This window comes from Candidatus Poribacteria bacterium, from assembly GCA_028820845.1.
GTDB lineage: Bacteria > Poribacteria > WGA-4E > WGA-4E > WGA-3G > WGA-3G.
In genome coordinates, this window is sequence record JAPPII010000101.1 from 117959 (window position 1) to 144743 (window position 26785).

Here is a 26785-nt window from a genome sequence, read left to right on the forward strand (position 1 = left end):
AGCCGTCCGTCAAGCAATCCAAGCGATGTAGATATAAGCGAATACCAATACTATCCAAACACAGGCAACCGTCTTCATAATACGACTTTTCCGTCCTGTTTTTGTGAAGTTAAAACCGATGTGCGTGAACAATAACATTAGCGCGACAAGAATGTTGACATTGAGCAGCCTGTTAGAGCCAAAATTGTGCCAGGTGAGAAATCGAAAGACATTATAGGCAAGCAGGCAAAGGATAAGACCAAGTAGACCATATTTCCAGAGATGCTTTAATGCTATTTTCCTCGCAAACCCCGTTTTTGCAGATGCCTTTTCAAAAGACTCCGGTAGGTCTGGGTTCTTTTCTCGGAGGGTCTGCTGGCGTTCTTGCTCCTTTTTAATTTTTCCTTCAAGCTGCTGTTTCTCAGGGTCGGTGAGTTGTCTCATAAAAGATTACTTCTCTCTCGGTAATTTAAGCGGCAGGACAAAAGCCAAACATTTCTCGTCACGCTCCATCGGCTCTACAGCAAATCCCATAGAGAGTTTAAGAAGATGATTTTCAGGGTAATTCTCGCCGCTGACGGATCGAACTTGGTAACAATTAAATAACTTTGCTTGCTTAATAGTATATTCTTGAAGGGCAGTGCCGATACCGTGTCGTCGGTAACCTTCCTTCACACCGAACGCAAGGATCTTCGCCTCTCTGAGCGTTTTTCCGTTTATCTGGATAGGAGGATGATCGCGGTCGTGCGGACCGATGTCCCACACAACGAACATGAGAAATCCGACGATGACCCCATCTTGTTTTGCCGCTAAAAAATAACGTGAAAACTGCTCAAAATACGGATTAAATGCCCAACCTTCTTGCTTTAAGTCGTTGACGAGCACAACGAATTCCTGCCAATCCGGATGGTCGGGCGTGACTTCTTCAATGGAAAAGCGAGATTGCTTGCGCATCATGTATCTTGTTTTTTTCAAAAAAGCGAGGTTAGACAAAAATAAAAAGCACTTCTGTAGTTGATGAGCGATGAATCACCCTACTATGAGCAACTCGATTTGTAGTAGTGCTATTTATAGCACGTTAGGGGGAAACCACAACGGATGCCCTACTTTGAAATCTTTATTGCTCCCCAGGTGAGTGCTAATTTCTGGGTTGGGTCAACAGCAAGACCGACGGCATCAAGGTTGTTTTCAATCTCCGCTTGACTGAGACCGCGGTTGTAAAGACGAAGTTCGTCAAGAATGCCGTGGTAAGGGAGTCCATCCGATTTTCTGGCACCCATCCAAAAGTTCTCTCCGTTATGTTTGAGAACGCCTTCAAATTTTTTCTCATTGTCCACTTCACCATTGATATAAATAATGGCTTCGGATCCGTCGTAAACGCCAGCGACGTGATGCCATTTCCCTACATCGGGCTGACCGACGCTGTGAAAGGGCCATGTCTCTAAGGCACCGTTCCAGAGATTAAAATCAACCCGAGTTTGGTCTGACCACGCGATCACATAAGAATTATTTCCTGATCTCGATATACCCGCGAAAATCGCCCAGCCAGGTTTCTCAGGTTTTATCCACACCTCCAATGTAATCTGATCGCCAATGTCGGTTAAACTCTTATCTGCTCCACAATCAACATGACCGCCACTAAACTTGAGTGCCTCACCAACTTTACCGTTAACAACCTCAACATTCCCATCCATGGTTCCATCGTTTGCCCCGAAAATATCTTTAACCGTTTTACCTGCGACTGAATCTTTATTGAACGACCAGTAACTCACCAATCCATCGGTAATTGCTTGACGCGCATGTGCTGAATTTGCTGCCGTTAAAACAGTTGCTATAACAGCAAGAACAAACACTGATCTCGGAATTCTGTTAATCATTTTGTCCTCCGTTGCGTTTTTGTACCGCAAACTGTTAGTTTGCGAGCTGCCAGACCTCATCTAACGAAACGTACCCCACAAAGACCAAAATCTAAATGAAATTGAGAAAAATAACTCAATAATAGGGCAATGAAGAACGATTTTCAACCAAGATACAGAAACAATAATCCTGTGAATTCTCTAATCCCGACTGATGACTGTCAACTTAGCCATCGTATTCTACAACCACATCGTCCCCTTCAACCTTGACAGAATAAGTTGCTACACGCAATGTTTCCTTGACGAGGCACTGTCCGGTAGCGATGTCGAAGGTCCATTGGTGCCAAGGGCAACGAAGCACCTCGCCTAAGCCGTCAACAGAGAGCGTTGCCCCATCAATAGAAGGTGGTACGTCAGCGGCGAACCGCCCCGTGAGTTCACCTGTACAAAGAGGTCCATGCTTATGTGGACAGATGTTACGGACGGCGTAAAACTTACCACCAACATTAAAGACCCCGATACCTGCTTTGCCACGGAACGGGACAATGATCTTACGTTTCCCGGGTGGAATTTCCGACACTTTTCCGACGACAACACGTGCCATTTTTTAATTTATTTCTCCTGGGCTGCCTTCCACTTCGTTTCAGGCAGGTTTCTGATTAATTCGATATTGGCTTCGGGGATCCGTTGGCTTTCTCTAAATCCAATCGAAGGATATCGAGCGCGTTTTGTGCGAAGATACGATGTTTCAAGTCGTCAGAAAGTTCGGGAAGTACAGTCACCGGATCGTTCCAGTCGAAATGAGGAAAATCTGAACAGAATATCAGCGTTTCATCGGCGTGTATCATCTCTAACATCTGATACATCTGTTCCGGTTTTTCAGGTTCATGCATCGGCTGCGATCCAATTCGGATGTGTTCGCGGAAGTATTCACTGGGTAGACGTTTAAGCCACGGAGTCTGATCGCGTAGGGCTTTCCAATCGGTATCCAAATGCCACATCACCGGCACCGCCCACATCTGTTGCGCTTCAATAAGAGCAAACTTGAGATTCGGAAACTTTTCAAAAACGCCTTCGCAAATGAGAGATGTCGCGTGTGTGCTGGCAACATAGGGACGACTCATCCGATTTTCCATGTAGTAGGTGGGATGTCCAACTGGGGTTGGTACGTTTCGATTGGCACCACCGCCGCCACCGATATGTGATATGACAGGGAGTCCGTGTGCTTCGCATGCCTCCCATATCGGGTGATAAAAACGATTGCCGAACGGGCGACTCGTTCCCATCGGCACCATGACAGCGACAGTGTCTTTCCGGTCTGCAAGCCTGTTAATCTCTTCCACAGCTTGCGGCGGGTCCGATGGCGAGATAAGGATAGCATTGACAACACGTTTGTCTTTCTCAAGCCAATGCTCAATTGTCCAGTCGTTAAAAGCACGGCAGAGCACGGCTGCCCAGTCAACATCCGGGAGTCCAGAGTATCCGTAGAACACGGGGGGACCCGTAAGCACAGCAACGTCGATATTCCAAACGTCGAGATGCTCCTCTTGCATGAACGCTAATGTGAAGTTGAAATCTCTTGGGTCGCCACCCGAATTTTTCGGTGTTGATTCAACGGCTTCTTCGATTCTCCCTTTAAGGTCTACGCGGTTGCTCCGAATCGGGATATTCGGATACCCACCGAGATGTAATCCTTGATCAAGGAGGTGTTCCTGATAGAACTTTGACAGGTAGGGCAACAATTGTGTAGGATGGCGGAAATTGTGGTGGACATCACAATCAACAATAGCAATACCGTTTTTCGGTTTGGCAGTCCAACCCGGTGCAGTAACGGGCTTTGCTCCAATTTGACTCATTTTCGCTGTCTCCTTGTAATCAGGGAATGGATTCCAGTTTTAGGCAATTATACGGGTTTGCGTTATTTTGTCAATCCAAAAGGGTAGAAGTTCAAGGCAGTCAGTTTTGTTCTGTTGCCGATTTTTCCTTCATCCGTTTGACAGCATCCAGTTTTGTCTGTTGCCAGTCCGTCCAATCTTTTTTCCCTTCGTAGCGAACGACATCGTGGATGGTTGCGCGGGGTTGATAGGTTATGTAGTTGCCAGTGTGCCACGCCAGATTCCGGTACACCATAAAATCTCCGGGTCCAAGATGTACCTGAACGGCTCCGGGAAACTGCCTACAGTGCGCTAAGCAGTATCGTTCTGCCTCCGCATTCGACTGTCCTTCAGCAGGTCTGCGGAGTCTCGGATCGCCTGTGGACTGTTCCTCACCGGGCAGATCCCATTGTCGAAGGTGGCTTCCCGGCACGAACCACGTACAGGAATCGGCATAAATCGCACAGTTGACCTGATTGAAGTGCCGTAGATCGTACCAGACCTCCGCCAGTTTCGCGTTAACAATCTCATCACGCGCTTCGGGTGGGACTTCCACAACGCCGTCTCGGTGCCACCCAATATGCCACGGATGCTCAAGCGGCTCGACGAGCAATCCCATGATGTCAACATGACCGTGCGTGTAGTTATCACCGAGCAATTTCGCGACGGCATCTCGGAGTTCTGGTAACTCCGTATAGTCATAAAAAGGTTTGAGGTCTAATTCATCGCCATAATTGGATAACGGTTGGATTCGTTGCGTCTGGGGTCCATTGAGTTTATGTGCCAAATGGCGTGCCTTTTCTGCCTCACGACGCAGATCGGTAAGCAAGGAAGGTGGAACAATCCCTCGAAAGATTAGGTAGCCTTGCGAGAGATATTCGTTGACCATGGAATCTTGAAATTGAAATGCCATTGTGCATCCTATCCGTTAAATCGACACACCCCGCCACTCATCAGTCGCACAGGTAATATCGACAACATTTCCGTCTGGATCGGCAACTTTGAAGGAACGTTCCGGCGGCTTGTTGTCATCAATTTCATCACCCTTCTTCACATTGTCCATGATCAATTCAAAACTGCCGTCTCGGAGGGTATTGTAAATGCTCGCTAAGTCTTCGACGATGATACCGAAGTGGATAAATTCTGTCCCTTCCTCAAAGGGTGGACGTTCTGTGCCATTGTATTGGAGGATCGTCATGTTCAACGTGCCGTCAGAGAGGTCCAGTCCGCCGCGTCCTCGATAGCCAACAAACTGAAAACCGATGGTTTCATAAAAACGACGCGAGGCTTCCATATCCTTTGTTCGGAGTGCGATGTGTCTCAAAAATGCCATGAGTCTATCTCCTTAGTTGATGAAATGAACTGGAGTCTGTCAAAAACGCTTGGAATTATGCTTTATCTTACAACAAATCCCGTTCGGATGTCAATTAACTTACATCTTTCAATCTCTTTCGCGCCCACCAATATCCTAGCTGCCGGAGATAATAGCCCATGTTTTTAGGAATCTTCTCAAACTCCGGCACAAATGGACACCTCCCACCAAGAACAACTAACGCCGACTTAGCACGCGTCATCGCGACGTAGAAAACACGTCGCTCCTCTAAGGTCTCACTATCGCGACGCGGAAAACGCCGTTCCAGTGTGTTGTGGACAAGAATCACCTTTTCCCATTCCCGTCCTTTTGCTTTGTGAATCGTTGTTACTTCAGCGGAGGTTGTGAGCTTAGCGAGTATCTCTTGAATCTGTTCCGTCTCATAGTTCGTCCGCGCCAAAACAGCAGCCTCTTGTCGTGAGTCCAATTCACGCAGCAACGTAGCTTCTACGGTTTCAGGTGTCGTCTCAACGATTTTTATGTCGTGCTGCCTTGGATTGTAGGCGCGGAGATTTTTGCGGATACGTTGGGCATTTCGCTCAATCAAGGCTCTGGCGTGTTCAACGATTGTTGATGTGGAGCGGTAATTGCGTGTGATTTCATATTTTGTCACGTCTCGTCGGTTAGTGAATTCCTGCATAATCCGTGAATCGCCGCCACGGAAGCTATAAATTGCTTGATCGTCGTCACCCACAGCGAAGAGATTCTCTGAAAGGTGTGAAATAAGCCGAAAGTCGGCTGGGGAAATATCTTGAAACTCATCAACAAGGACATACGGGTATTTATTGCGATAAGTTTGTCGGAGGTCTGGATAGGTATCAAGTAAATTTGCTGCGTGGATAATCATATCCTCGAAATCAAGGGCGTTTGCCTCGGCTTTGAGGGTTTCGTATTTTATAGCAAATGCTTGTGCGACGCGATCCTCAAGTGTCGTTGGGTCGAACACGCCTGTGACAACCTGTCGCTTGGCTCGCATGACGGTCTCTTTTATGTCCTTGAAACGTTCTCGGAGATTCTCGAAATCAGGGTCTCTATCGAGATGCTCTTTATAGGGCATATCGAAGTGTTGACAGAACATTTCAAGGATGAGTTGGTTGCTATACACCACTCTTAATGGATCTGCTCTGTTAAATACACTCGCGCGTTCCCTATAGAACGCAATCCAGTGTGCCTCCCGACGATTTGCCTCGCGTCCAGGAACCCACTCCAGCACCTCGAAATTGAACTGTGTTTCGCCTTCCGAACGAATGGCGTGCCGGAGTCTATCGTTTGATGAATGACTGAAGTGTTCCTTTCTACGACGATCTGGGTTCGTGGTTTGTCCGATGTAACACTTACCAGTTTCCTGATTCTCGATTTTATAAATGGCGACCGAGGTAGATGAAGCTTCACGTTCAATTTGTTTCCGTTCTTCTGAAATGATTTGGTCGATTTGCCCTGTCCAAATCTCAGGATATTCGTTAAATCCGGTGCGTTTATAGTTTTCGGTGATGATGTCTTTGCCAAATGCATGGAGGGTTCGGATTTTAGGTCTTAGGTCGGTTCCAGTTCGGTCAATCGGTTTTGATGAAACGAGTCCCCGGAGGACTCGCGTCTCCATTTCCTCGACGGCTTTTCTATTGAAAGCGATGGCGAGGATGTGTGAGGGCGGGATGTTATGTGTTTGGATGAGGTTCAGAATCCGTGCCGTTACGACGGTCGTTTTTCCACTACCCGGTCCGGCGATAACAATCGCGGGACCCGTCTTGTGTTTCACGGCTTTTCGTTGGTTTCTATCGAGTTGCATACTTTTTTTGGGTTAAAGGCAAAAACCTCCTAAGGGTTGGAGGTTTTTCAAAAATCGACGGTAAGTTGACATTGTCTTTGAAATCTTCATAAAACTTGAAGGTTTATTAGTCTCCGCCTCATTTGGATCCGATGTTCGGTATTCATCAAAAGAACGACAACTGTTGCTCGACCTATGGGTGTTTGCCCTTCGATCTCACCAGTTTTCCGATTTAAAACGAAATTAACTCTCCAGTTATCGGTACGAGGATTAAAAAGTCTAACATCTATTTTTGTGAGCGGATCAGTGCCTATTTGGTGTTTAGATTTGTATCTGTTACAGTGTGAACAGGCGAGTGCTAAATTTTCGGGTTGTGTTGGTCCTTTTGCAGATTGTGGCACAATGTGGTCTACCTCCAGCGGGGCGGAAGACACTGTCTCTGGATACTGACAGTACTCACACATCTCATTTGCGCGATTTGCTACAACACCACGCAACGGATCACTTACACGCATATATCATGCCTCGCTATGATAAAAGCCGTTTCTCCAAAGTTTCGAGATTTCGGATTTGAAGTTTTTGTTCTTCAGCAAGAAGTGTTTCCATTTCTTGTTTTTCGTTCGATTCTAACGTCCTTTCATTATTTAATGCCAAGAGTTCCGCCAAGCGTTCTTGTTTCTCTATAGCAAATGACTCAAATCCAAAGCTAACGTGCCCCTTCTTCATCATTTTAACCACATCTTGCTGTGTACTTAAAACTTCCCCGGTGTCAGCATCAACGATTATCTCTCCAACCTCTACAGGCGGCGCGACGTTAGTGAAGATAGGAACTACCCAAAGAGGTGGGACTGTTTCCTTAAAAACAGGTTCTCTTACTGTTAAGCATCTACCAGCACGCTTCCTTAGGAACGCTGACGCAGCATCTCGTGCTTCGTCACGCTTGAGTTGGAACAACACTAATTCTTCCAGAGAAGTTTCAAATGCTTGGGCTTGTTGTGTCAATTTTTCGTAGAGATAGTCTGGCAATGAAATTGTTAGCGGACGCATGTTAAACCCTCCAAGAGTCTTTCTAAGTCTGCTGATTTGTATAGAGTTTACCACATTTGGAACGATTTTGCAAATGGAACCGGTGCCAACCAATTCACTTGGGCATCCGCCGCACCCACAGCAGCAGTGCCACGTTCATCGCACCAATAAAGCCGAAGACATAAGATTGAATGCCTGCTAACGTGTCAAGCGAACGGATGAGGAAGGGACAGAGAATCGGTAAACCGAGGGCAAAGCAGGTGTAGAAAGTTAAGAGTTTCGCCCCTTTCGCTTCCCAGAAGGTTATCTGCCGCTTTAAAACCTTTATATAGGATTGATCCCATAAGCGAGATGTCCACTTACCCTGCATAAATCCTAAACCGACACCCAAGCCGTAGCCGACGCTCGACCAACGGAGATCGATACGGGCGTCGTATGAGATAGCAACCACCCAAAGTAGCTGCCCCAACACTGAAAGTACGATGAATGCCCAGAACACTGGCAATTTCATATAGAAGGGGAGTAAACGGCGGTATAATTTATTTGGCATGCGATGTGATGTAATGAACGGCGTTTTTGAAGATAGCGAGTCCATCGCCTTCTTCGGAACTCGTTCTTTCTCTCTCGGCGAGTCGCGTCCAGCGAGGGTGATTCCACTTCATCAGAAACCGTTCTGGGTGGGGCATTAATCCGAAGATTCTACCTGTTGGGTCGCAGATACCGGCAATATCAGCGTCAGAGCCGTTTGGGTTGTCGGGGTATCTGCTTTTGGCATACCGGAACACAACTTGCTTGTTTGATTCTAACTCTTTCAGCACATCTGACGGAGCGGTGAACCGTCCTTCAGCGTGTGCAACGGGGAGATAGATCCCCGCTTTGATACCTTTTGTAAAGACACACGGACTTTCTTGTGTTTCCAAGTCCACCCATCGACACTCAAATTTTGCCGAAGTATTCATTGCCAATGTCGCGCGCTGTGTCATTTCTGACGCGCCGTTTTCCGAGGAACTTATCCCAGGCAACAGCCCTGTTCGCACCAGCACTTGGAATCCGTTGCATATACCGAGTATCAGTTTGTCATCAGCAACAAACTTGTTCAAAGCATCTGCAAGTTTATGTTTCATCTCGACTGCCAAGAGAATACCGGCTGAAATGTCATCGCCGTAGGAGAAACCACCCGGAATGGCAAGGATTTGATAGTCGGCTAAGTCGATTTTTCCAGATATAAGGTTTTGGATGTGTATTAACGCCGTCTCTGCACCGGCGAGTTGGAACGCTGCATCCGTTTCTACATCGCAGTTCGTCCCAGCAGTTCGTAAGATGAGGACTTTGGGTTTCTGCATTAACTATGAGATCTCCTTATAGGTTGACCTAATAGGTTTCTCTGATGTTTGGTTAGAGGTGTGAGATCGGTTTCAAGTGAGACCGCCTATCGCGTAAGACTTAAAACTGCAACGGTGCCTGCCATGCGGATTTGAGAGTATCAATTGGGGTTTCAACGATTTGGTGTCCCGCAATTCCGTTGATGATAAAGTTTGGTGTGTCCGTAACGGTGCCGAGGCAGCCTGTCGGTACGTCCTTCATAAGGGTTTCGTAAGCCTCTTGGTGTTGCGGTTCGACTTCTACAAGAAAACGGCTGTTTGACTCCGAAAACAGGAGCATGTCGTCAGCAGCAATCTCCTCACCCGTTGGGATGCTACTCAGGTTCAAGGACATCCCGTATCCACCAGAAAATGCCATCTCCGCCGCTGCGACACCGATACCGCCTTCAGAACAGTCGTGGCAAGAACGCACCAACCCCTTACCGATTGCAGTGCTGAGTCGTGCCATCGTCAGTTTGCCTTCATCTGGACGGACGATGGGTGCGTTGTTTCCAATGAATCCGTGGATACCAAAGTAGTGGGATCCGCCCAATTCAGCGTAAGTGTTCCCAACAACATAGATATAGTTACCAGGGGCTTTTACGTCCATCGTGACGGCGCGCTGGATGTCGGGCATCACACAAATAGCGGATATAAGCAGCGTCGCTGGAATTGCGCGTTGTTCACCGGTTGTTGTGTCGCTATATTCGTTGTAGAGGCTATCCTTACCAGAGATGAAAGGCGTGCCGTAAGCGGTTGCAAGGTCATAGCATGCTCTTGCTGCCCGGACCAACTCTCCAAGTCTGTCGGGTTTGTCAGGGTTGCCCCAACAAAAATTGTCCAACAGTGCCGTTTTTTCCAGTGTTCCACCGACAGCGACGATGTTCCGCAACGCCTCATCGATTGCCGCCGCTGCGCTGAGATACGGATCCACATCGCTATATTTCGGGTTAATCCCGTTGGCAATGATTACACCCTTTCGGCTTCCAATTACTGGCGTGACGACGCACGCGTCACTCGGTCCATCATTTTCCGCGCCAATGAGTGGGTTAATAACGATACCCCCTTGCACACCGTGGTCATACTGCCGGATAACAGATTCTTTACTCGCTATGTTTGGACTCGCGAGGAGTTGGCAGAGGTCGTCTGTATAGTCTTGGGTTTCTGTATCTCGCGACGGCATTTCTGGGTGCTTTGGTGGATTCCAGACCGCCTGTTTAATGGGTTGTGGTAAGCCGTTGTGCAGGAATTCCATCTCTAAATCCGCAACAATTCTACCTTCGTAAAAGACTTGTAATCTGTGTGTATCTGTGAAACTGCCGAGGACCGTTGCCTCAACGAATTCTGCCTCACATATCTCTATCAATTCATCTAAGTTTTCAGGAGGTACGGCAATGACCATGCGTTCCTGTGCTTCCGAGAGCCAAATCTCCCATGGCGCGAGTCCTTCGTATTTCAGAGAGACGCGTTCGAGATGCACTTCCGCCCCTATGTGTTCCCCCATCTCACCGACTGCAGAGGAAAAGCCGCCTGCACCGCAATCCGTTATGGAGCGATACAGGTTCTTGTCACGCGCCTGTAGCAGCGCATCGACGATCTTCTTTTCCATAATCGGGTTGCCAATCTGCACCACACTGCCGAGGTTCTCAGAGGTGTCATCCAATTCAGCGGAAGAAAAAGTAGCACCGTGAATGCCGTCCCGGCCCGTCTGCCCCCCAATAGAGACGACGAGATCACCGGGTTCAACAGATTTCTCACACCTATTTCTCGGTATTAAACCGACGTTTCCACAAAAGACGAGTGGGTTTGCAGTATAACGGGTATCAAATAGAATCGCACCATTTGCAGTCGGGATGCCCATCCGGTTGCCATAATCTCGTACGCCAGCAACGACACCGTTGAATACACGCTTTGGGTGGAGTGTGCCTTTCGGAAGTTGGGCATAGGGTGTATCCGGCATCCCGAAGCAGAAGACATCCGTGTTCAGAATAGGCTTCGCGCCGAGTCCAGTGCCGAGCGAATCCCGAATCACACCACCGATGCCTGTCCCTGCCCCGCCATAAGGTTCAATCGCTGAAGGATGGTTGTGCGTTTCTACCTTGAAAACGAGATTGTAAGTATCGTCGAATTCGATGATACCGGCGTTATCTGAAAAGACAGAGACGCACCACGGCTTTGCTATTTCCTCTGTCGCACGTTGAATAAAAGTCGGAAACAAACCGTCGATTCGTTCCGGTTCTTTCCCCACTTCAGCGTAGTCAATGATGCTTTTGAAGGTTTTGTGGACGCAGTGTTCTGACCAGGTTTGCGCGATGGTTTCGATTTCGACATCGGTTGGGTTGCGTCCTAATCCCTCAAAATGGTTCTGAATCGCGTGCATCTCGTTCAGATTTAGGGACAGCGTGCCTTCTCGACTGATACGCACGAGTTCCGTATCATCAGCATTTAGGATCTCTACTTCTTTGACCGTACTGGACATCACTTTCTCCACTATTTTATCAATGTTTATTGCTCTTTAAAGGAAGCCGTGACACGCGGGATACTCTCTTCACACGCGAACCGTTCAATACTCGAAGCACCGACGAAACCGACAGCATCCGTCTTCTCATTGATAAACGCCGCTTCGGGTGCCTTTGAGATGGGACCGCCATGTGCAAGACAGATGACATCCGGGTTCACTGTTTGTGCAGCGTCGCAGATTTCTTGCACTCGAACCGCCGCGTCTTCAAGCGTGAAGGCTGTTTCCGCACCGATCGTTCCGCCTATCGTCGTGCCCATGTGTGCAATAATAACATCCGCGCCGACTTTCGCCATATTCTCAGACTCTTCCGGATTGAAGACATAGACGATAGTGAACAGATCCATTTCATGCGCGATGCCGATCGTCTCAACCTCTTTGTAGAACCCCATCCCTGTCTCTTCAAGTGTTACCCGGAAAGTACCATCAATTACGCCAACGGTCGGGAAGTTATTGACACCATCAAAGCCGACATCGCGAACCTGTTTGAGGAAGTTACTCATCCGGCGCGTCGGGTCTGTCCCGTTGACACCAGCGATAACAGGGGTCTCTTTGACAACGGGTAGGACTTCACGCTCACCCATCTCCATAACGATGGCGTTGGCATCGCCGTAAGCCAAGAGTCCAGCACAAGAGCCGAATCCTGACATCCGGTAGCGACCTGAGTTGTAAATTACAATCAGATCTGCCCCACCCTGTTCAGCGAATTTTGCCGTGATACCCGTCCCCGCACCGACAGCGAGCAGCGGTTTGTCTTTACTTAATTCTGTTCGCAGTCGTCCTAATACCTCATCTCGTCTATAATCTGGCATTGCGTTTCCTTTCTTATTTTAAGAGCAATCAGTCATCAGCAGTCGGTTAAGAGCAGTTTTTAACGATTCACCGTTCCGTGGCGTCCGCCAAGAGTGGGTCAATTGTTACACGAAACCCTTTTCACCAATAACCAACAACTGACAACCAATAACTATTTCACTGCTCGACTCTCGATTTTGCTTGTAGGCGTGCCGCAGCCCCTGCATCCCCGATGTGCATCGTATTGTATGCCTGCTCGGAAGTTTTGAACGGCCCCACACCTTTGTGTCCATGCCAATCCCCTTGGGTCATGATCGGATTTGTCAGTCCCGTTGCCTGCTCGCGCTGCCGAATCCAGTTTTGCATCCGTGTTTCGAGGACGTTCACGATGTCAGGATGTGCCTCAGCAAGATTATTGTTCTCATCGGGATCTTGGATGAGATTGTAGAGTTCGACAGGCGGCTTGAAATGGAAATCGGGTTCGAGCGCGACGATGAGTTTCCATTCCGGGGTCCGCCAACCGTGCTTGCGCATCCATGTGCATTCTGTGATGTAGATCTCGCTCTCAAAAGAAGTTATCTCGCCGCTGATGAGAGAAGTAAGACTCTTCCCATCGAATGCTATGTCTGTGTCAATGTCGGCTAATTCAAGAAGCGTCGGCACGAGATCTTTATGTTGATTGTATCCGGCGACCCGTTTTCCGGCAGGGACACGTCCGGGGTAGCGGATAATCAGCGGAACGTGCAATGTAACATCGTAGAGTCCGTGATGGTCGAACCAGCACTCGTGGTCGTAGAGGGTTTCGCCGTGATCCCCATTGATGACAACTATTGTCTCGTCCAGTACGCCGCGCGTCTCAAGGGCGTTAAAAAGTGTTTGAATACAGGCATCCATATAAGCGACCGCGCCGTCATATTGTGCGATGACGTAATCTTTATCGGTAATTCCAGGCGGCATCCAAGATGCGAAATAATCGCAAAACGGTTTGAATGCCATTACCGGTTCCATGGATTTATTACTTGGATCGCATTCATCACCGTGGTAGAACGTGCGTTCATAAGGGGCGGGTGGAAGATAAGGAGAATGCGGATCCATGTGACGCAAAAACAGGAAAAACGGTTTTTCATCACTCTGATCAATCAGTCGGTTGAGTTCTGGAAGCGTCGTTTTGTTGAGGTTTTCTGCTTTGGGGGAACGTCCGCTTTCGTCGGGACCCCATCCGCTGTAATCGAGATAAGTATCAAACCCCCGGGAACTTGGATTGTTACTGAATCCCACACAGGTTGTGTCGTAGCCTGCATCCCGGAGGATTTCCGCCAATGTTTTGACCTCCTCACGAAGCGGGCCGCGGTGGCGCAAAGCGACGACCTGTGTGCTGAAGGTATCTAACCCTGTCAGCATAGAGGCATAAGCACTTGTTGTCGGAATGTGTGCGCTGTAAGTTTTCTCAAAGAGGGTGCCACCCTCCGCGAACTTATCAATGTGAGGTGTCGTGAGTCGATGATACCCATAGCAGCTCATGTGTGTTGCGAGGAGGGAGTCAACTCCCATTAGCACAATATTAGGCTGTTTTGCCATATTGATTCTCCTTTTTTGTCTCCCAATCCTTATGCCAAATAAGCGTATTTTGCGTGTCGTTATTAAGCATGTCACCAATTTCCAGTGAGTTGAAGTATTCTTCTGGTAGGATGTTTCGCTTTCCGTTGAATGTGCATCCGTCGGGCATAAAACCGCACGTCATCGCTCTACGGTGGTGGATTGTCATGTTCGCACCCGCACCGTGTGCAACGAGTCCGTTATGCCATACGATAGAGCCAGCAGGGCAAGGTGCACACTGCGGTTCAATCTGCTTCCATTCGGGATAGACATTGAACAATTCACCGATGTTTATGCCGATTCCCACGTTATCAAAACGCGCCGTCTTATGTGTGCCGGGTAGATACCACATGCATCCGTTGGCGAGGGTGGCATCGTCCAACGCAACCCAGAACGAGAGGGCGTCCCGTGAATCAAATGACCAGTACGGTACGTCAAGATGCCATGCAGTCGGATTGCCGTGCGGCGGTTTAATGAGTGCCTGATCGTGCCATATACGCATCCCATCAACACCTGCTAATTGTGCTGCCATCTTACCGAGCCTTGGATCGTGAACAAGTTTTCGCATGCCTTTATGTGTATCTGACAGACGCAGACACTGCGTGAAGACGCGAGCGTAGAATTGCTTAGCATCCATCTGGTTCGTCATAAATTCGACCGAGTTTCCGAGTCGTTCCTCAACAGATTCATCCGTGCAACGTCGCCATTCTTCTAATTCGTCAGTATCAAGGAAGTTCTCAATCGCCAGGAATCCGTTTTCGCGATAAAAGGTAATTTGTGATTCGGTGAGTTCGTTCTGCATCTTCTACCTTCTCCTTCTCATTTTTTCGTCACAGATTTATAAATAATCCATAATAAAATTGTATCACATACATGATAAATAGACAAAAGAAAAATAGAACGGCAGGATATTCAGTTTTCCGATAAGTGGACAATTGAATGCCTCTTAACAAACAACCAGGGGTGTTTAGTTTTACATATTTACTTTATTTATGTGAATATTTTTCTTCTGTAGGAGCGAGTGTTTTTGCTGGGGTGTTTCTTCATGCTCGCGATCTTGTGTCTAAACGTTAACTTATGTGAATCAAAACCCATATCGGAACCGAAAACTAAACAAACAACCGAATTCTCTTGAATTGCAATGTTTAATTGTGATATAATGATCTTAAAGATTGTAAATTACCGTATAGGATATTGTTATTAACCCATATTGCGAGGAAATCACGTGAATTGCGAAATGAGCGAAACCCGAATGCGAATCTTGCAGCTCCTCAAAATGCGCGCCGGTATGACGGTCAATCAACTGACAGATGCCTTGCCTATCAGTCAGATGGGAATCCGACAACACCTCGCTATCCTTGAATCAGAAAATCTGGTTGAATACTACCGAGAAAAGCAAAAGCGGGGACGTCCGCGCCACATCTATCGTTTGACGGATCAAGCAAATAGTCTTTTCCCAACAACGTACGCCAATTTCGCAGTCGGCCTGATGCATGAAGTCGCAAAATTCAACGGACCCGGTTTCATCAACAAAGTCTTTCAAGAACGAATGAAATCGCAGTTACAAGCATACCAACAACGACTTCAAGGGAAAGATTTGCCCCAACGCGTCAAAGAACTTACGCGTATACGAGACGAAGAAGGATACATGGCAAGTTTCGACGAAGACGAGGACGACTACGTCTTAATTGAACATAATTGTCCAATCTCTGTGATTGCTGAGGAGTACCCTTACGTCTGTGAAATTGAATTGGGACTCTTCCGACAATCTTTAGGCGCGAAAGTTGTCCGAGAAGAACATCTCATGCAAGGCAGCCATAGATGTTGCTACCGGATTGCTAAGGGAAAAAAAGAGTAGCGTAGCTCGCGACGCTTAGGGATAAATATAAAAATGCCTGACGAAACAGGGCGACGCGGCTTTTTCAAGGAAGCCTTGAACCAGCTCATCCAACCCGTTGCTGAATTTCTTGATGACAGGGTAGGAGATCACTTGCTTGCTGCAGATTCCGAGCAGCGTGTTATTTTTCGACCACCGGGAGCATTGCCAGAAGCGGAATTCTTGGAACGGTGTCACCGATGTGGAAACTGCGTCAAGAACTGTCCCGCAAACGCTATTCAGACCTTGCCGAGTACCGATGCAAACCTTGCGAATACACCCTATATAGACCCTGATGAGCAGCCCTGCGTCATCTGTGACTCATTGGCATGTATGTATGTCTGTCCGAGCGGTGCCTTACAACCTGTTTATGCCGAAGACATTAAAATCGGGTTGGCGGTTTTCACCGCAGAAACCTGTCTCCGCACCAAAGAGGTAGATTGTACCTACTGTGTTGATACCTGTCCTATTGGAGAAGATGCAATTCATCTCACGTCAGAGGGGCTTGTAGAAGTTATAGACCCCGGATGTACAGGATGCGGGGTCTGCCAATACGCATGCCCAACTTCACCGAAATCGATAGTTATTAGACCGCTTGGGGCATAAAATCGCAGCTCGTATTTTTTCTTCTATACGTTATCCTTCTCACCTTTCCTAAAAAGTATGTCTGTACTCACACAAATCCTGACGCAAGGAACTGTAGATGTTCAGAGTCTACGAGACATCAAACCACCGTTGGAAGTAGCGCAAAGCCTCTTGCCTTATTTTATAGGGGGGACAATCGTCCTCGGCTTTATAGCTGTTTCAGGGTGGCTGCTATATATCCGAAAACGTTCGCAAACCTTACCCATGTCTCCAATCCAAGAAAATGAGGCACCGCTACCGCATGAAGTCGCTTATGAACAATTAACGGCAATTGAAGCCTCGGATTGGCTAAAACGCGGCGATATGAAGACATATCACACACAAATCGCGTATGTCCTCCGAGAGTATATCTATGGACGTTATCAAATTCCGGCCTTGGAGTTGACAACAACTGCCTTACTTCGCACAATGCGACGCGAACGGGTAGATACCCCCTATGTTGAACGGATTCAGCAGTTACTTTCGGATTGTGATAGAGTCAAATTCGCAAGTTACCAACCAAAGCTCTCAGAGGCTACTGCACGAATAGCAGACGCTCGCTGGATTGTTGATGAGACAAAACTATCTATTTCGTGAGTTACAGATAAAAAACTTGACATAATTAAAAAAAATATGGTATGATTTAATCAAGTTTTCATAATTTTGCATCTAAAGCCTTCGGTGGAAATCAACTACAGTCTTTTTTTCGATTCTTCATTTCCTGCCGATGGAGACGGAAAACACAAACGGAAGTGAATTTTGTGGATTCCAATATAAATATGAGCCATAGCAAGGAGGGAAACGCAACGTGTCAGATATAGCTAAACGCGTAATCCTCACTATACCTATGTATCCTGATATGGAACTTGCTGCAGCGAAAACAGCCTCTGTTCTTGCCGAATTGATGGATTTCGGGGAAGGAGAGGTTGAGGAAATTCAACTCGCTATCATCGAAACCTGTATCAACGCTTTTGAGCATAGCAAGAGCGATGATCAGGAAGTTCATATTGAATTTTTGCTTATGGCGGATGAGTTGCAGTTTAAAGTTACAGATCGAGGGGTCGGTATCTCTACAGATACACTCGACGGTAGCCGTGTACTCGGGAGCCCAGGGGTACATACCGACCTACGTAAGCGCGGACGGGGATTGCAAATTATCAGGTCCCTCATGGATGAAGTGGATATAGAAAGCAGCCCTAACGGAACAACTGTGAGCGTCAAAAAGAAAAAGAAAGGATAACTGAATGTGACGTTTCGCAACATCCATAACACAGTTTGGGATTCCCTGAGAATAGACCCTAAATCTGTGTTGAAATTTGTTGTTCAACGATCGGTTTTGCTACGTACTACCTTTATATCTACGGCGTAACTCGCAAGTCCATATTAGGAATCTAAGGAGGTAAGGGTTTTGAATAAATTCGATATCCAAATCCGTGAAGACGGAAAACACGCAGTGATTGAGACAGCTGGGTACCTAAATGATGCCTTGGGGGAGCAACTCGCTGAAAAGGCAAAGGAACTCATTCAGAACGGGTATATACAGCTCGTAATCAATCTTGAGAAAACAACGCTTATTAATAGTATCGGTATATCTATACTTATCGAAATCATAGAAGCACTTCACGAACGGGAAGGAGTTTTGAATTTCTGTGGGTTGTCGGCCACGCAGGAACGGACTTTTCGTATGATGGCACTTGCTAAATACGCTGGCATTTTCCCAGATGAAGAATCCGCTATTGCAAATCTATAACCCTTTGCTTAGTTCAAATTTGAGTCTCGGGGAAAATTGAAATTTATATCTGTGCTATGCTCATCGGTGTATTTTCTGGAACCTTTGTTCCTGTTTCCTATCGATATTCTTGTAATAATAGATATATAAAATTGTTTTGTAATAATAGATATACTAAAAAAGAAAGTCGTCATACGGTGTGGACCATATATCCGTTTTTGACAACGGAAAAACGGTCCAGGTTTAATCGTTGAATGACCAATATCTGGATGCAACACTATGAAAGATTTAAGCGAGCCTATTTTAGATCGCGATTTGCAGCAAACCCAAGGCACACAAAACACCGCAGAACAGACTATGGAAAGGCTCATATTTAGTCTGTCCGAGTTAGAGCATTTGGGACAAACGCTCATTTCCGGCTACGGTAACTTTAATCATTCAAGCAAAACCTATCTTCGCATCACCCTTGGGACCTTGCAAGTCACACGGGGTGTGATCCTGCGTTACCATCCTACCGCAGAAAATCTTGATGTGGTGGCATCGACACCCGAACAGGTGTTTCCCTCAATTCCTATTACAGCAGAGGAAGTTGCGAGTTTACTGCAACATCCATTCATCGAGAGTCGTACACCGCCAGTCGGTCTTGAGGAGTTCTTTGTCCAGAGTGCTGAACTCGTCGAAACTGTTGATATCAGACTCTGGGTTCCGCTAAAGATTCAAGATGAATTCTTGGGTATGATTGGTTTAGGACGATTTTTGGGGCGGGAGACGTTAGTCACATGGGAACAGGAATTGTTGACAACCCTCGCCCACCAAATTTCAATCGCTATCGCTTATTCGCGAATGGTAGAAGGTATCCAGAGCGAAAAGTTTCGTCTCTTCATGCTCGCTGAGAGTGCCCCACAAATTTGTCAGCTCTTACAGCCTGAAGATGCTGCAGAACAGGTCGTGTTACAAGCCGTTTCGTTTTTGGATGCGAATGCCGGGGCACTCATGCTCACGCGCCCAGAGCAACAGGAACTTGAACTGAGCTATGCCTTTCCTGAGACATTGGTTGAAAACTCCACGGCACAGCAGAACGGTAATGAACTTGTTATCTCTTGTGGAGAGGAAGCACCTGTGTCCGAAGAAGCAACATCGGTGGACATGCTGAGGTCTGTCGTCAAGGATGGATTGCCCGGACACTGTTTGCCGGAGTCCGATACGCTTTTCGGGGGCAAGAATTTGATGGCGGTTCCTATCTCTGGACGCGATGGTGATGTTTTAGGTGTTCTTGTCGTCGGGGACAAGGAAGAACGTGGTGGTAGAATCACTCCTTTTACCGATGAGGATGTAGTCTTACTCGATTCTTTTGCCAAACAGGCAGGCGTGGCGATGGAGAACGCACACCTCCATCAAGAAGCACTTGAGGCACGCCAATTGCAAGCAGAAATGGAAGAGGCACGTAAGATCCAAGAAAACCTCATTCCAGAGAATTTGCCTGATATTACTGGCTATGAAGTCGCAGGGCATTATGAACCCCGGGGTCCCGTCGGCGGCGACTACTATGATTGTATTGCTTTACCTACTGGGCATTGGGGACTTGCAATTGCGGATGTCTCTGGAAAAGGGATGCAAGCTGCGCTACTCATGGCGACCTTGCGCGCTGGGCTTATTTCTGAATTATCTCGTGTCGATACCCCGACAGCCGAAGACGCTGGAAACGGGGTATGTCCATCAATCGTGTATGCTGAACTCACCGAGATGGCGATGATACTCAATTCGCTGCTTTATGCCAGCGGCACTGAGGAGAAATATGCAACTTTCTTCTATAGCCACCTTAACCCCGAAACAGATGTGTTGACAACTCTCAATGCAGGACATAATCCGCCGCTCCTCGTGAAAAAAGATGGAACCTGTAAGTGGCTCGGTGAAGATGTCGGCGGCATCCCACTCGGAATGTTCCCTAATGATATGGTCTCAAGTATCGCTGAATATGAGGCTGAACATACGCAACTTGTTAGTGGTGATGTTGTTGTGTATTATACCGATGGTGTCACGGAGACTGTTAACGTTGATGATGAGTATTATGATGAAGATCGACTCGTTGAAGCATCTAAGGAATGCAGAGATGCCAGTGCTGAGGCTATGCGGGAACACCTTCACGACGCCGTAATGAAATTTCAGGGCGAAGCCGATCAGTTTGACGACCTGACGCTACTCATCTTGAAAAAGAAATAGGATGTAGTTTAGAGCGACATAAAAGGCGTAATTATAGATGCAAAGCCAGTCAGAGGGACGCAGATTCCTAAACCCATCAATTCTTGCCCGAATCGGAAATCTTGAATTAATTGCTAAATTCGTCGTTGAAGGTTTTATTTCAGGTCTCCATAAAAGTCCGTATCATGGATTTAGTGTCGAATTTGCCCAGTATAGACAGTATATGCCCGGCGATGATACCAAACATATAGATTGGAAAGCCTATGCTCGGACTGATAGATACTATATCAAGCAGTTTGAGGAGGAAACCAATCTCAATTGCTACTTGCTTTTGGATACCAGCGAGTCTATGGCGCACCCGGTAGATGATGTACCCGAAACCGATGCTACGGATCAGGGAACAGCTGGACAGACCTTGACAAAACTGCAATATTCCAGCTACCTGATCGGGTCACTTGCCTACTTTATGGCAAAGCAGCGGGACGCTATTGGGTTCGCTTATTTTGATGACACGCTGCATCAGTATTTCCCCGCAAGGAGTAGCACGTCACACCTGCATTCTATCTTGCTCACATTGGAAACCTTGCAAACCGCAAAAACCACCCGAATGGGAATGCCGCTGCATCAAGTCGCAGAACGCTTGACGAAGCGCGGTTTAGTGCTTTTTATCTCGGACCTTTATGATGAAAATCAGGAAGAGGTTATCTCTGGTTTGGAGCATCTCCGATATGAGGGGCATGAAGTAATTGTTTTTCACGTCCTCGCACAGCAGGAAATTGATTTCACTAACTTTGAGACAGGACGAAGTTCCGAAGCTCTTATCCGTTTTATTGACTCGGAAAATGACAATGAGATTATCACGACACCACAAGCGATTCAGGAGAGTTATCTGAATAATTTCAACGCATTTCTTGATACCTACAGGCTTGCACTACGACAGGCCGATATTGATTATAACCTGATAACCACAGCGACACCGATTGATTTCGCACTCGCTTCCTATCTTGCAAAACGGCAAGGGATTCTTTAGCAGTCGGCTATCAGCAGTCAGTAGAGAGATGCTTGGTGGAATGGTAGATTAGATAACTGCCACAAGCCAACCGCTGACTGCTGAAGGGGAATAAAAAGTGTTTGGATTAGGATTTTTAGTATTCTTTATGACCCAGAGATAGTTAGAATTACCCGAAAACCCGGGGAATGCCATACGGCATTCATACCGTTGATTTGTGAAACGAAGTGGAACGGTGCCCAGATTTAATAGGTAAAAGGTGTTTGGATTAGGATTTTTAGCCCCCCTATTTGTAGCAGCCGGTGTCATAGGCGCGTCAATTCCGATTATTCTACATCTGTTGAATCGGGAGCGTGCAAGGCGGTTGATATTCAGTACAGTGCGTTTCATTCAGATGTCGCATCAGACAAACGTCCGCCGACATAAACTGAAACGTTGGCTACTCCTACTGATGCGTATTCTGATATTGGCACTCCTCGGTGTAGCGTTTGCGCGACCTTTTTTCGCTGCAGCCCCTGTCATTACACAGAAGATTGGGGGGAAACGAAATGCTGTTATTATTCTCGATACCTCCTATAGTATGCAGTATGAAGAAGTCTTCAAGGATGCCAAAGAAGAAGGAACCAAAATTCTGGGTGGGCTTGATTCAACCGATGCAGCGTGCCTCATCCTTTCATCGGACAAAGCACGTGTTGTCGCGCCTCTCGGTTCAGAATTCTCGCATCTCAGGTCGGCTTTAAATACCGCGGAAGTTACCTATGAGCCCACGGATTATTTGGATGCCTTGCAAACCGCAAATGAGATTCTTGAATCTATTCCTATTGGGCAGAAGCAGGTTTATCTCATCAGCGATATGCAAAAGCGGGGTTGGGAAAACTTTATCGAGACGGACAAACTCAATCCTGATGTCCAAGTTGAGTTTATTAATGTCGGCATCGAACAGCCCAAGAATCTCGCTATTACGGGGATCAGTGTACCACCTGTTATTTTGAACGAGCAGCAAGCGTCGCATCTGGTCGCTCGCGTCCACAACTACGGCGATGAACCTGTTGAAAATTTACCCGTTCGCCTTTTTATAGATGAAAATATGATTCAAACCGTCCAGCTCGACATTGAACCAGACGACTTGGCAGATGCTGTCTTCAATATTGATTTCCAAGACGAAGCGACACATACAGGGTGGGTTGAACTTCCAGAAGACGGACTTGCAGTTGACAACAAACGCTATTTCACCTTACAGAGTCTACAGTCTATCAAGGTTCATGCTGTCGGTAACAGTTCTCGGACGCGCAGCTCGTTTCAAAAACCAGAGACCTTCTTCATGGAAATGGCGTTTACAGCCGGAAGTGATGCCGTTCCAATTGATTTCAGCGAATCGACAACTATTCCCAATGCAGCGACGCTTGCACGCACCGACGTGCTTATCCTTGCCGATGTTGCGCGGTTCTCTTCAAATGAAGCGGATCGCATAAAAACTTACGTCGCATCAGGCGGCGGCTTGATTGTGACAGTGGGTGATAATTTCGATGCTGATGTCTATGAACAACACCTCGGCGGTGAGGCGGGCTTGATGCCGTGCAATTTCGTTCAAGCCGTTGGGGATGCCTTTGATCGCCAACAGTTTCGGGTCCTTGCAACTGTGAAGTATGAACATCCAATTTTTGCACCCTTTAAAGAACCAAACCATGGTGATTTCGGGAAAGCACGGTTTTACAGAGTTTTTCAAACCGTCCCGACAGCAGATGCAACCGTCATCGCGACTTATGATGATGGGAGTCCTGCACTTTTTGAAAAATCTTACGGCGATCCCCGCGCGCTATCCACTACGGGGACCCCAGGACGTGTTCTCTGCTTTACCTCAACGATAGACCGCGAGTGGAACGATCTCCCAATTCGTGCCGTTTATCTGCCTTTCTTGCATGAGACGATTAAATATCTCGCACTCAAGGATGTAGAGACACGTCCGGATTATCGCGTTGGTGATAGCATCGAACTTGATGTTGAAACTGAGAGGGGTGGGGGTCAACGCGATCGAGTACTTGCGATCTTCAACCCAAATAGTATTGAAACTCGCTTGCAGTCCGAGCAAAATAACACCACTACAAGCGTCTTTTATACAGACACGACGATACCGGGTATCTATTCTATCCATGCATCCGGCGAGGAGGCTCGCTATTTTGTCATCAACACTGAGGCAACAGAATCTGACCTCGCCTCGCGTGATGTGGAAGAACTTACGAGTATGTTGAAAGGGACTGTGGATGAATCCGCGGAGGACAAACCTACCGCAGAACTCATCGCACAGTACCACGAGGACGTTGAGAACAGACAGGATGTCTGGATGTATCTCATGTTAGCGGTCTTTGCTTTGGCGGTAACAGAGATGTTTCTTGCAAATCGTGTTTAGTTATTGAATCGAGTTATAAGTTATAAGTTAAGAGGGTTTTGATTAACAATAGGTTCTCCACTCTTAACTTACTAGCTAAAAGCGAAGCGTACTTTTAACTAAAAGCGGAGCGTACCTAAAAAAAATGGACTTTGAACCAAGTGCACCGATTGAAGTGCCAAAAATCGTATCTGATGAACAGATTCAATCTTTTATAGACAACGGTTATCTCGTTGTCCCGGATCTGCTGTCTCTTGATGAAATAGAGGAGCTGCGGCAGGATACCATGACGCTCGCTAAAGGTGGGTATCCGTGTGAGAGCCTGAAACCGCTCCCTGACAATATTAGCAATGACGAGGCTATCAGTCGTATCCTTTGCATACATCAGCCGCATTTTGTCAGTCCTGTTATTGAAAGGTACGTCAAACACCCGAAAGTATGTGGCATCTTGAGTCAAATAACTGCCGCACATTTACCCTATTGGGACGGTAGTGTCAAGTGTATGCAGTCGATGTTGTTCGTCAAACCGCCCAATTTTCAAGGGCAGGCATGGCATCAGGACGAAATCTATATTCCGACTCGCGATCGCTCCTTGATTGGCGCGTGGATAGCAATGGACGACGCAACTATAAAAAATGGATGTTTATGGGTTCTCCCAGGCTCGCATCGCCGCGGATACCTCTATCCGCAGAGATCGCACGAGAACCCAGATGAGTTCGATTTTACGCCAGAGAGCTACGGTTTTGATGGTACCGGTGAGGTGCCTGTTGAAGTTACGACCGGCACATTAGTGTTTTTTAACGGTTACCTTCTACATCGGTCTCGTAAAAATCGTGGCGATACATATCGACGGGTTTTGGTGAACCATTACTGTAATGCTTGGTCGTTGCTGCCCTGGACGGTTAAGGAAGGGGAGCGTGCCGCAAGTGCTGACCGACGATGTATCGTCCCGGTCTCCGGGGTCGATCCCTATGCGTGGAAAGGCTATGATCCGCCGCCTCAGAACGTCCACCTGCGGACCTGTAAAGCCGTTGAAGAGTTGGAGGCATTAGATGCAAGTTAAATCTCTTGACGCAACGCCGAAGTCTAAACTTACAAATCTCAGGCAAACGTTGGAAACTATGATGCAACGGATTGAGACAGGCGAGGATATAATGGAACAGTTGGAAGGAATTGATGCACTGTCGCAAGAACTTGCACCGACAGCTCCTAAAATGCTTCTACACTATCTTGAACGGAAAAGTTATACCAAGGCATTAGAATTTCTCAGAGCCTTATAGCAGAACCGCGAACCGCGAACCGCAGACCGCAAAAAGCAAACAGCGAATAGCGAATAGCGAATAGCGATACATGGAGATTAAGGATGGAAAGAGAAGATGGGCGACAATCAAATGAAATGCGTCCCGTCACAATCAAACGACACTATATCAAACATGCTGAAGGTTCAGTCCTCGTCGCAACAGGGGACACCCATATTATCTGTACCGCCTCTGTTATAGACCAGCAGCCCCGTTTCATGCGTGCGCAACGTATCAGGAATAAGGGCTGGGTAACGGCAGAATACTCAATGTTGCCCCGTTCCACCTCTGAGCGAATGCAACGGGAAGTCACCCGTGGGAGCATCGGTGGAAGAACGCAAGAAATTCAACGCCTTATCGGTCGTTCCTTACGCGCTGCTGTCGACTTATATGCTTTAGAAGAGCGAACAATCTGGGTAGATTGTGATGTGATTCAAGCCGATGGAGGGACACGCACAGCCGCTATTACTGGGGCTTTTATCGCTTTATGGGATGCCTGCCGTGGACTTGTTGACAGTGAAAAAATCAAAAACTTTCCGATCGCAGATAACGTTGCCGCGACCAGTGTAGGGTTGATTAAAGGCACACCGATGTTGGATCTCTGTTATACTGAAGATTCAACTGCCGATGTTGATATGAACATCGTTATGACCGGAAGCGGGAAGTTCATAGAAATACAGGGCACTGCGGAAGAGACCCCGTTTTCGCGTGAGGATTACGACCAGATGTTGGATCTCGCTGTCAACGGTATCCAAGAGCTCATTCGATTACAGAATCGTATGATGCTGGAGGGTTTAGATGAAGCTTGTATTGGCAACCCGTAATCAAGGCAAAGTCCGAGAACTTGCGGAAATGCTTCGTAATTCGCGAACCGCGAACCGCGAACCGCGAACCGCGAATAGCAAAGAAAAGAGGCGTTCGGTAACGCTTGCGTCTTCGCGGACTGCGAATCGCGAATCTCGAACAGCCAACAATCGTTCTATTGAAGTTATATCCTTAAAGTCCTATTCTGACGCTCCAGAGGTCGTTGAGGACGGGGCAACATACGCTGAAAATGCTATTAAGAAAGCATCTGTAATTGCCCAATATACTGGGCAGCTTACACTTGCTGACGATGCAGGATTGGAAGTAAACGCCCTTAATGGCGCACCCGGTGTTAACTCCAAACGTTGGGTCGGTGAAGACGCGACTGATGCAAAACGGATTGCGAGCCTCCTTGAAGCCTTGGAAGGTGTTACAGATCGGCGTGCCCGTTTTGTCGCCGCAATCGCAGTCGTGTGTCCGGATACTGATCCTGAAGTCGTTATCGGTGTTTGCAAAGGGCGAATCACCTATATCCCTGCTGGCGAGAGTGGGTTCGGATATGATCCGATATTTGTACCCGATGGCTACGAACAGACCTTCGCAGAATTGGGAGAAAACATAAAAAACCAAATTAGTCACAGAGCCAAGGCATTGCAACAGGCACTTGCCTTGATTCGCTAATCGCGGTTCGCGGTCCGCGGATGGCGAAGAAACGAGGAGA

General features: G+C 47.3%; 28 protein-coding genes. 12 read left to right on the forward strand and 16 right to left on the reverse strand.

The genetic code is table 11. The features are described from left to right. Positions 1-9: 9 nt before the first annotated feature. The 16 genes from OXN25_18775 to OXN25_18850 all read right to left on the reverse strand — a co-directional run bounded on the left by OXN25_18775 (position 10) and on the right by OXN25_18850 (position 14941). On the reverse strand, positions 10-423 hold the full coding sequence (locus tag OXN25_18775; GenBank protein ID MDE0426900.1) for a hypothetical protein: 414 nt from the start codon (positions 421-423) through the stop codon (positions 10-12). 6 nt (positions 424-429) lie between these two features. Beyond that, a complete protein-coding gene (locus OXN25_18780; protein ID MDE0426901.1) occupies positions 430-936 on the reverse strand; it encodes a GNAT family N-acetyltransferase in 507 nt (168 codons plus the stop codon). 146 nt (positions 937-1082) lie between these two features. Then, positions 1083-1856, reverse strand: a complete 774-nt coding sequence (locus OXN25_18785) for a LamG domain-containing protein (protein ID MDE0426902.1) — start codon at positions 1854-1856, stop codon at positions 1083-1085. 205 nt (positions 1857-2061) lie between these two features. Beyond that, a complete protein-coding gene (locus tag OXN25_18790) occupies positions 2062-2439 on the reverse strand; it encodes a Rieske (2Fe-2S) protein (GenBank protein ID MDE0426903.1) in 378 nt (125 codons plus the stop codon). 55 nt (positions 2440-2494) lie between these two features. Further along, positions 2495-3691, reverse strand: coding sequence for an amidohydrolase family protein (locus OXN25_18795; GenBank protein ID MDE0426904.1), 1197 nt, complete (start codon positions 3689-3691; stop codon positions 2495-2497). Between the two features lie 100 nt (positions 3692-3791). Then, positions 3792-4622 carry a phytanoyl-CoA dioxygenase family protein gene (locus tag OXN25_18800; GenBank protein ID MDE0426905.1) on the reverse strand — a complete coding sequence of 277 codons (831 nt, stop codon included), beginning with the start codon at positions 4620-4622 and terminating at the stop codon, positions 3792-3794. A gap of 15 nt (positions 4623-4637) precedes the next feature. Next, positions 4638-5042, reverse strand: a complete 405-nt coding sequence (locus OXN25_18805; GenBank protein MDE0426906.1) for a VOC family protein — start codon at positions 5040-5042, stop codon at positions 4638-4640. A 94-nt stretch (positions 5043-5136) separates the two neighbouring features. Next, positions 5137-6867, reverse strand: a complete 1731-nt coding sequence (locus OXN25_18810) for a UvrD-helicase domain-containing protein (GenBank protein ID MDE0426907.1) — start codon at positions 6865-6867, stop codon at positions 5137-5139. A gap of 86 nt (positions 6868-6953) precedes the next feature. Then, positions 6954-7310: an HNH endonuclease signature motif containing protein gene (locus tag OXN25_18815; GenBank protein ID MDE0426908.1), complete on the reverse strand. Its 357-nt coding sequence runs from the start codon at positions 7308-7310 to the stop codon at positions 6954-6956. Between the two features lie 64 nt (positions 7311-7374). Then, positions 7375-7893, reverse strand: a complete 519-nt coding sequence (locus OXN25_18820; protein ID MDE0426909.1) for a hypothetical protein — start codon at positions 7891-7893, stop codon at positions 7375-7377. Between the two features lie 94 nt (positions 7894-7987). Further along, a complete protein-coding gene (locus tag OXN25_18825; protein MDE0426910.1) occupies positions 7988-8422 on the reverse strand; it encodes a hypothetical protein in 435 nt (144 codons plus the stop codon). Next, complete coding sequence (gene purQ / locus OXN25_18830; protein MDE0426911.1) at positions 8412-9215, reverse strand: phosphoribosylformylglycinamidine synthase I; 804 nt, start codon at positions 9213-9215, stop codon at positions 8412-8414. The genes OXN25_18825 and purQ overlap by 11 nt, the downstream gene beginning before the upstream one ends. A gap of 100 nt (positions 9216-9315) precedes the next feature. Continuing rightward, positions 9316-11712: a phosphoribosylformylglycinamidine synthase subunit PurL gene (purL, locus tag OXN25_18835; protein MDE0426912.1), complete on the reverse strand. Its 2397-nt coding sequence runs from the start codon at positions 11710-11712 to the stop codon at positions 9316-9318. A 26-nt stretch (positions 11713-11738) separates the two neighbouring features. Then, positions 11739-12563 carry a phosphoenolpyruvate hydrolase family protein gene (locus OXN25_18840; protein MDE0426913.1) on the reverse strand — a complete coding sequence of 275 codons (825 nt, stop codon included), beginning with the start codon at positions 12561-12563 and terminating at the stop codon, positions 11739-11741. Between the two features lie 157 nt (positions 12564-12720). After that, positions 12721-14121, reverse strand: coding sequence for a sulfatase (locus OXN25_18845; GenBank protein MDE0426914.1), 1401 nt, complete (start codon positions 14119-14121; stop codon positions 12721-12723). Then, entirely contained in the window at positions 14105-14941 is an 837-nt protein-coding gene (locus OXN25_18850) for a phytanoyl-CoA dioxygenase family protein (protein MDE0426915.1), read from the reverse strand. The genes OXN25_18845 and OXN25_18850 overlap by 17 nt, the downstream gene beginning before the upstream one ends. 435 nt (positions 14942-15376) lie before the next feature. Here OXN25_18850 and OXN25_18855 point away from each other — a divergent pair, with 435 nt between their 5' ends. From OXN25_18855 to rdgB, 12 genes are all read left to right on the forward strand, one after another. Beyond that, entirely contained in the window at positions 15377-15997 is a 621-nt protein-coding gene (locus OXN25_18855; GenBank protein ID MDE0426916.1) for a transcriptional regulator, read from the forward strand. Positions 15998-16030: 33 nt separating this feature from the next. After that, positions 16031-16621 carry a 4Fe-4S dicluster domain-containing protein gene (locus OXN25_18860; protein MDE0426917.1) on the forward strand — a complete coding sequence of 197 codons (591 nt, stop codon included), beginning with the start codon at positions 16031-16033 and terminating at the stop codon, positions 16619-16621. A 57-nt stretch (positions 16622-16678) separates the two neighbouring features. Beyond that, on the forward strand, positions 16679-17236 hold the full coding sequence (locus OXN25_18865; GenBank protein ID MDE0426918.1) for a hypothetical protein: 558 nt from the start codon (positions 16679-16681) through the stop codon (positions 17234-17236). A gap of 211 nt (positions 17237-17447) precedes the next feature. Next, positions 17448-17879 (forward strand): ATP-binding protein, encoded by a 432-nt coding sequence (locus tag OXN25_18870; protein MDE0426919.1) that lies wholly within the window; start codon positions 17448-17450, stop codon positions 17877-17879. A gap of 168 nt (positions 17880-18047) precedes the next feature. Continuing rightward, positions 18048-18389, forward strand: coding sequence for an STAS domain-containing protein (locus OXN25_18875; protein ID MDE0426920.1), 342 nt, complete (start codon positions 18048-18050; stop codon positions 18387-18389). 258 nt (positions 18390-18647) lie between these two features. Next, complete coding sequence (locus OXN25_18880) at positions 18648-20588, forward strand: SpoIIE family protein phosphatase (GenBank protein MDE0426921.1); 1941 nt, start codon at positions 18648-18650, stop codon at positions 20586-20588. Between the two features lie 37 nt (positions 20589-20625). Then, positions 20626-21597, forward strand: coding sequence for a DUF58 domain-containing protein (locus OXN25_18885; GenBank protein MDE0426922.1), 972 nt, complete (start codon positions 20626-20628; stop codon positions 21595-21597). 238 nt (positions 21598-21835) lie between these two features. Beyond that, positions 21836-23983, forward strand: coding sequence for a BatA domain-containing protein (locus tag OXN25_18890; protein MDE0426923.1), 2148 nt, complete (start codon positions 21836-21838; stop codon positions 23981-23983). 124 nt (positions 23984-24107) lie between these two features. Further along, positions 24108-25025: a phytanoyl-CoA dioxygenase family protein gene (locus tag OXN25_18895; GenBank protein ID MDE0426924.1), complete on the forward strand. Its 918-nt coding sequence runs from the start codon at positions 24108-24110 to the stop codon at positions 25023-25025. Continuing rightward, a complete protein-coding gene (locus OXN25_18900) occupies positions 25015-25242 on the forward strand; it encodes a hypothetical protein (GenBank protein MDE0426925.1) in 228 nt (75 codons plus the stop codon). Before OXN25_18895 ends, OXN25_18900 begins: the two co-directional genes overlap by 11 nt. 83 nt (positions 25243-25325) lie before the next feature. Beyond that, on the forward strand, positions 25326-26084 hold the full coding sequence (gene rph / locus OXN25_18905) for a ribonuclease PH (GenBank protein ID MDE0426926.1): 759 nt from the start codon (positions 25326-25328) through the stop codon (positions 26082-26084). Then, positions 26059-26745, forward strand: coding sequence for an RdgB/HAM1 family non-canonical purine NTP pyrophosphatase (rdgB, locus tag OXN25_18910; protein ID MDE0426927.1), 687 nt, complete (start codon positions 26059-26061; stop codon positions 26743-26745). Before rph ends, rdgB begins: the two co-directional genes overlap by 26 nt. Positions 26746-26785 lie beyond the last annotated feature (40 nt).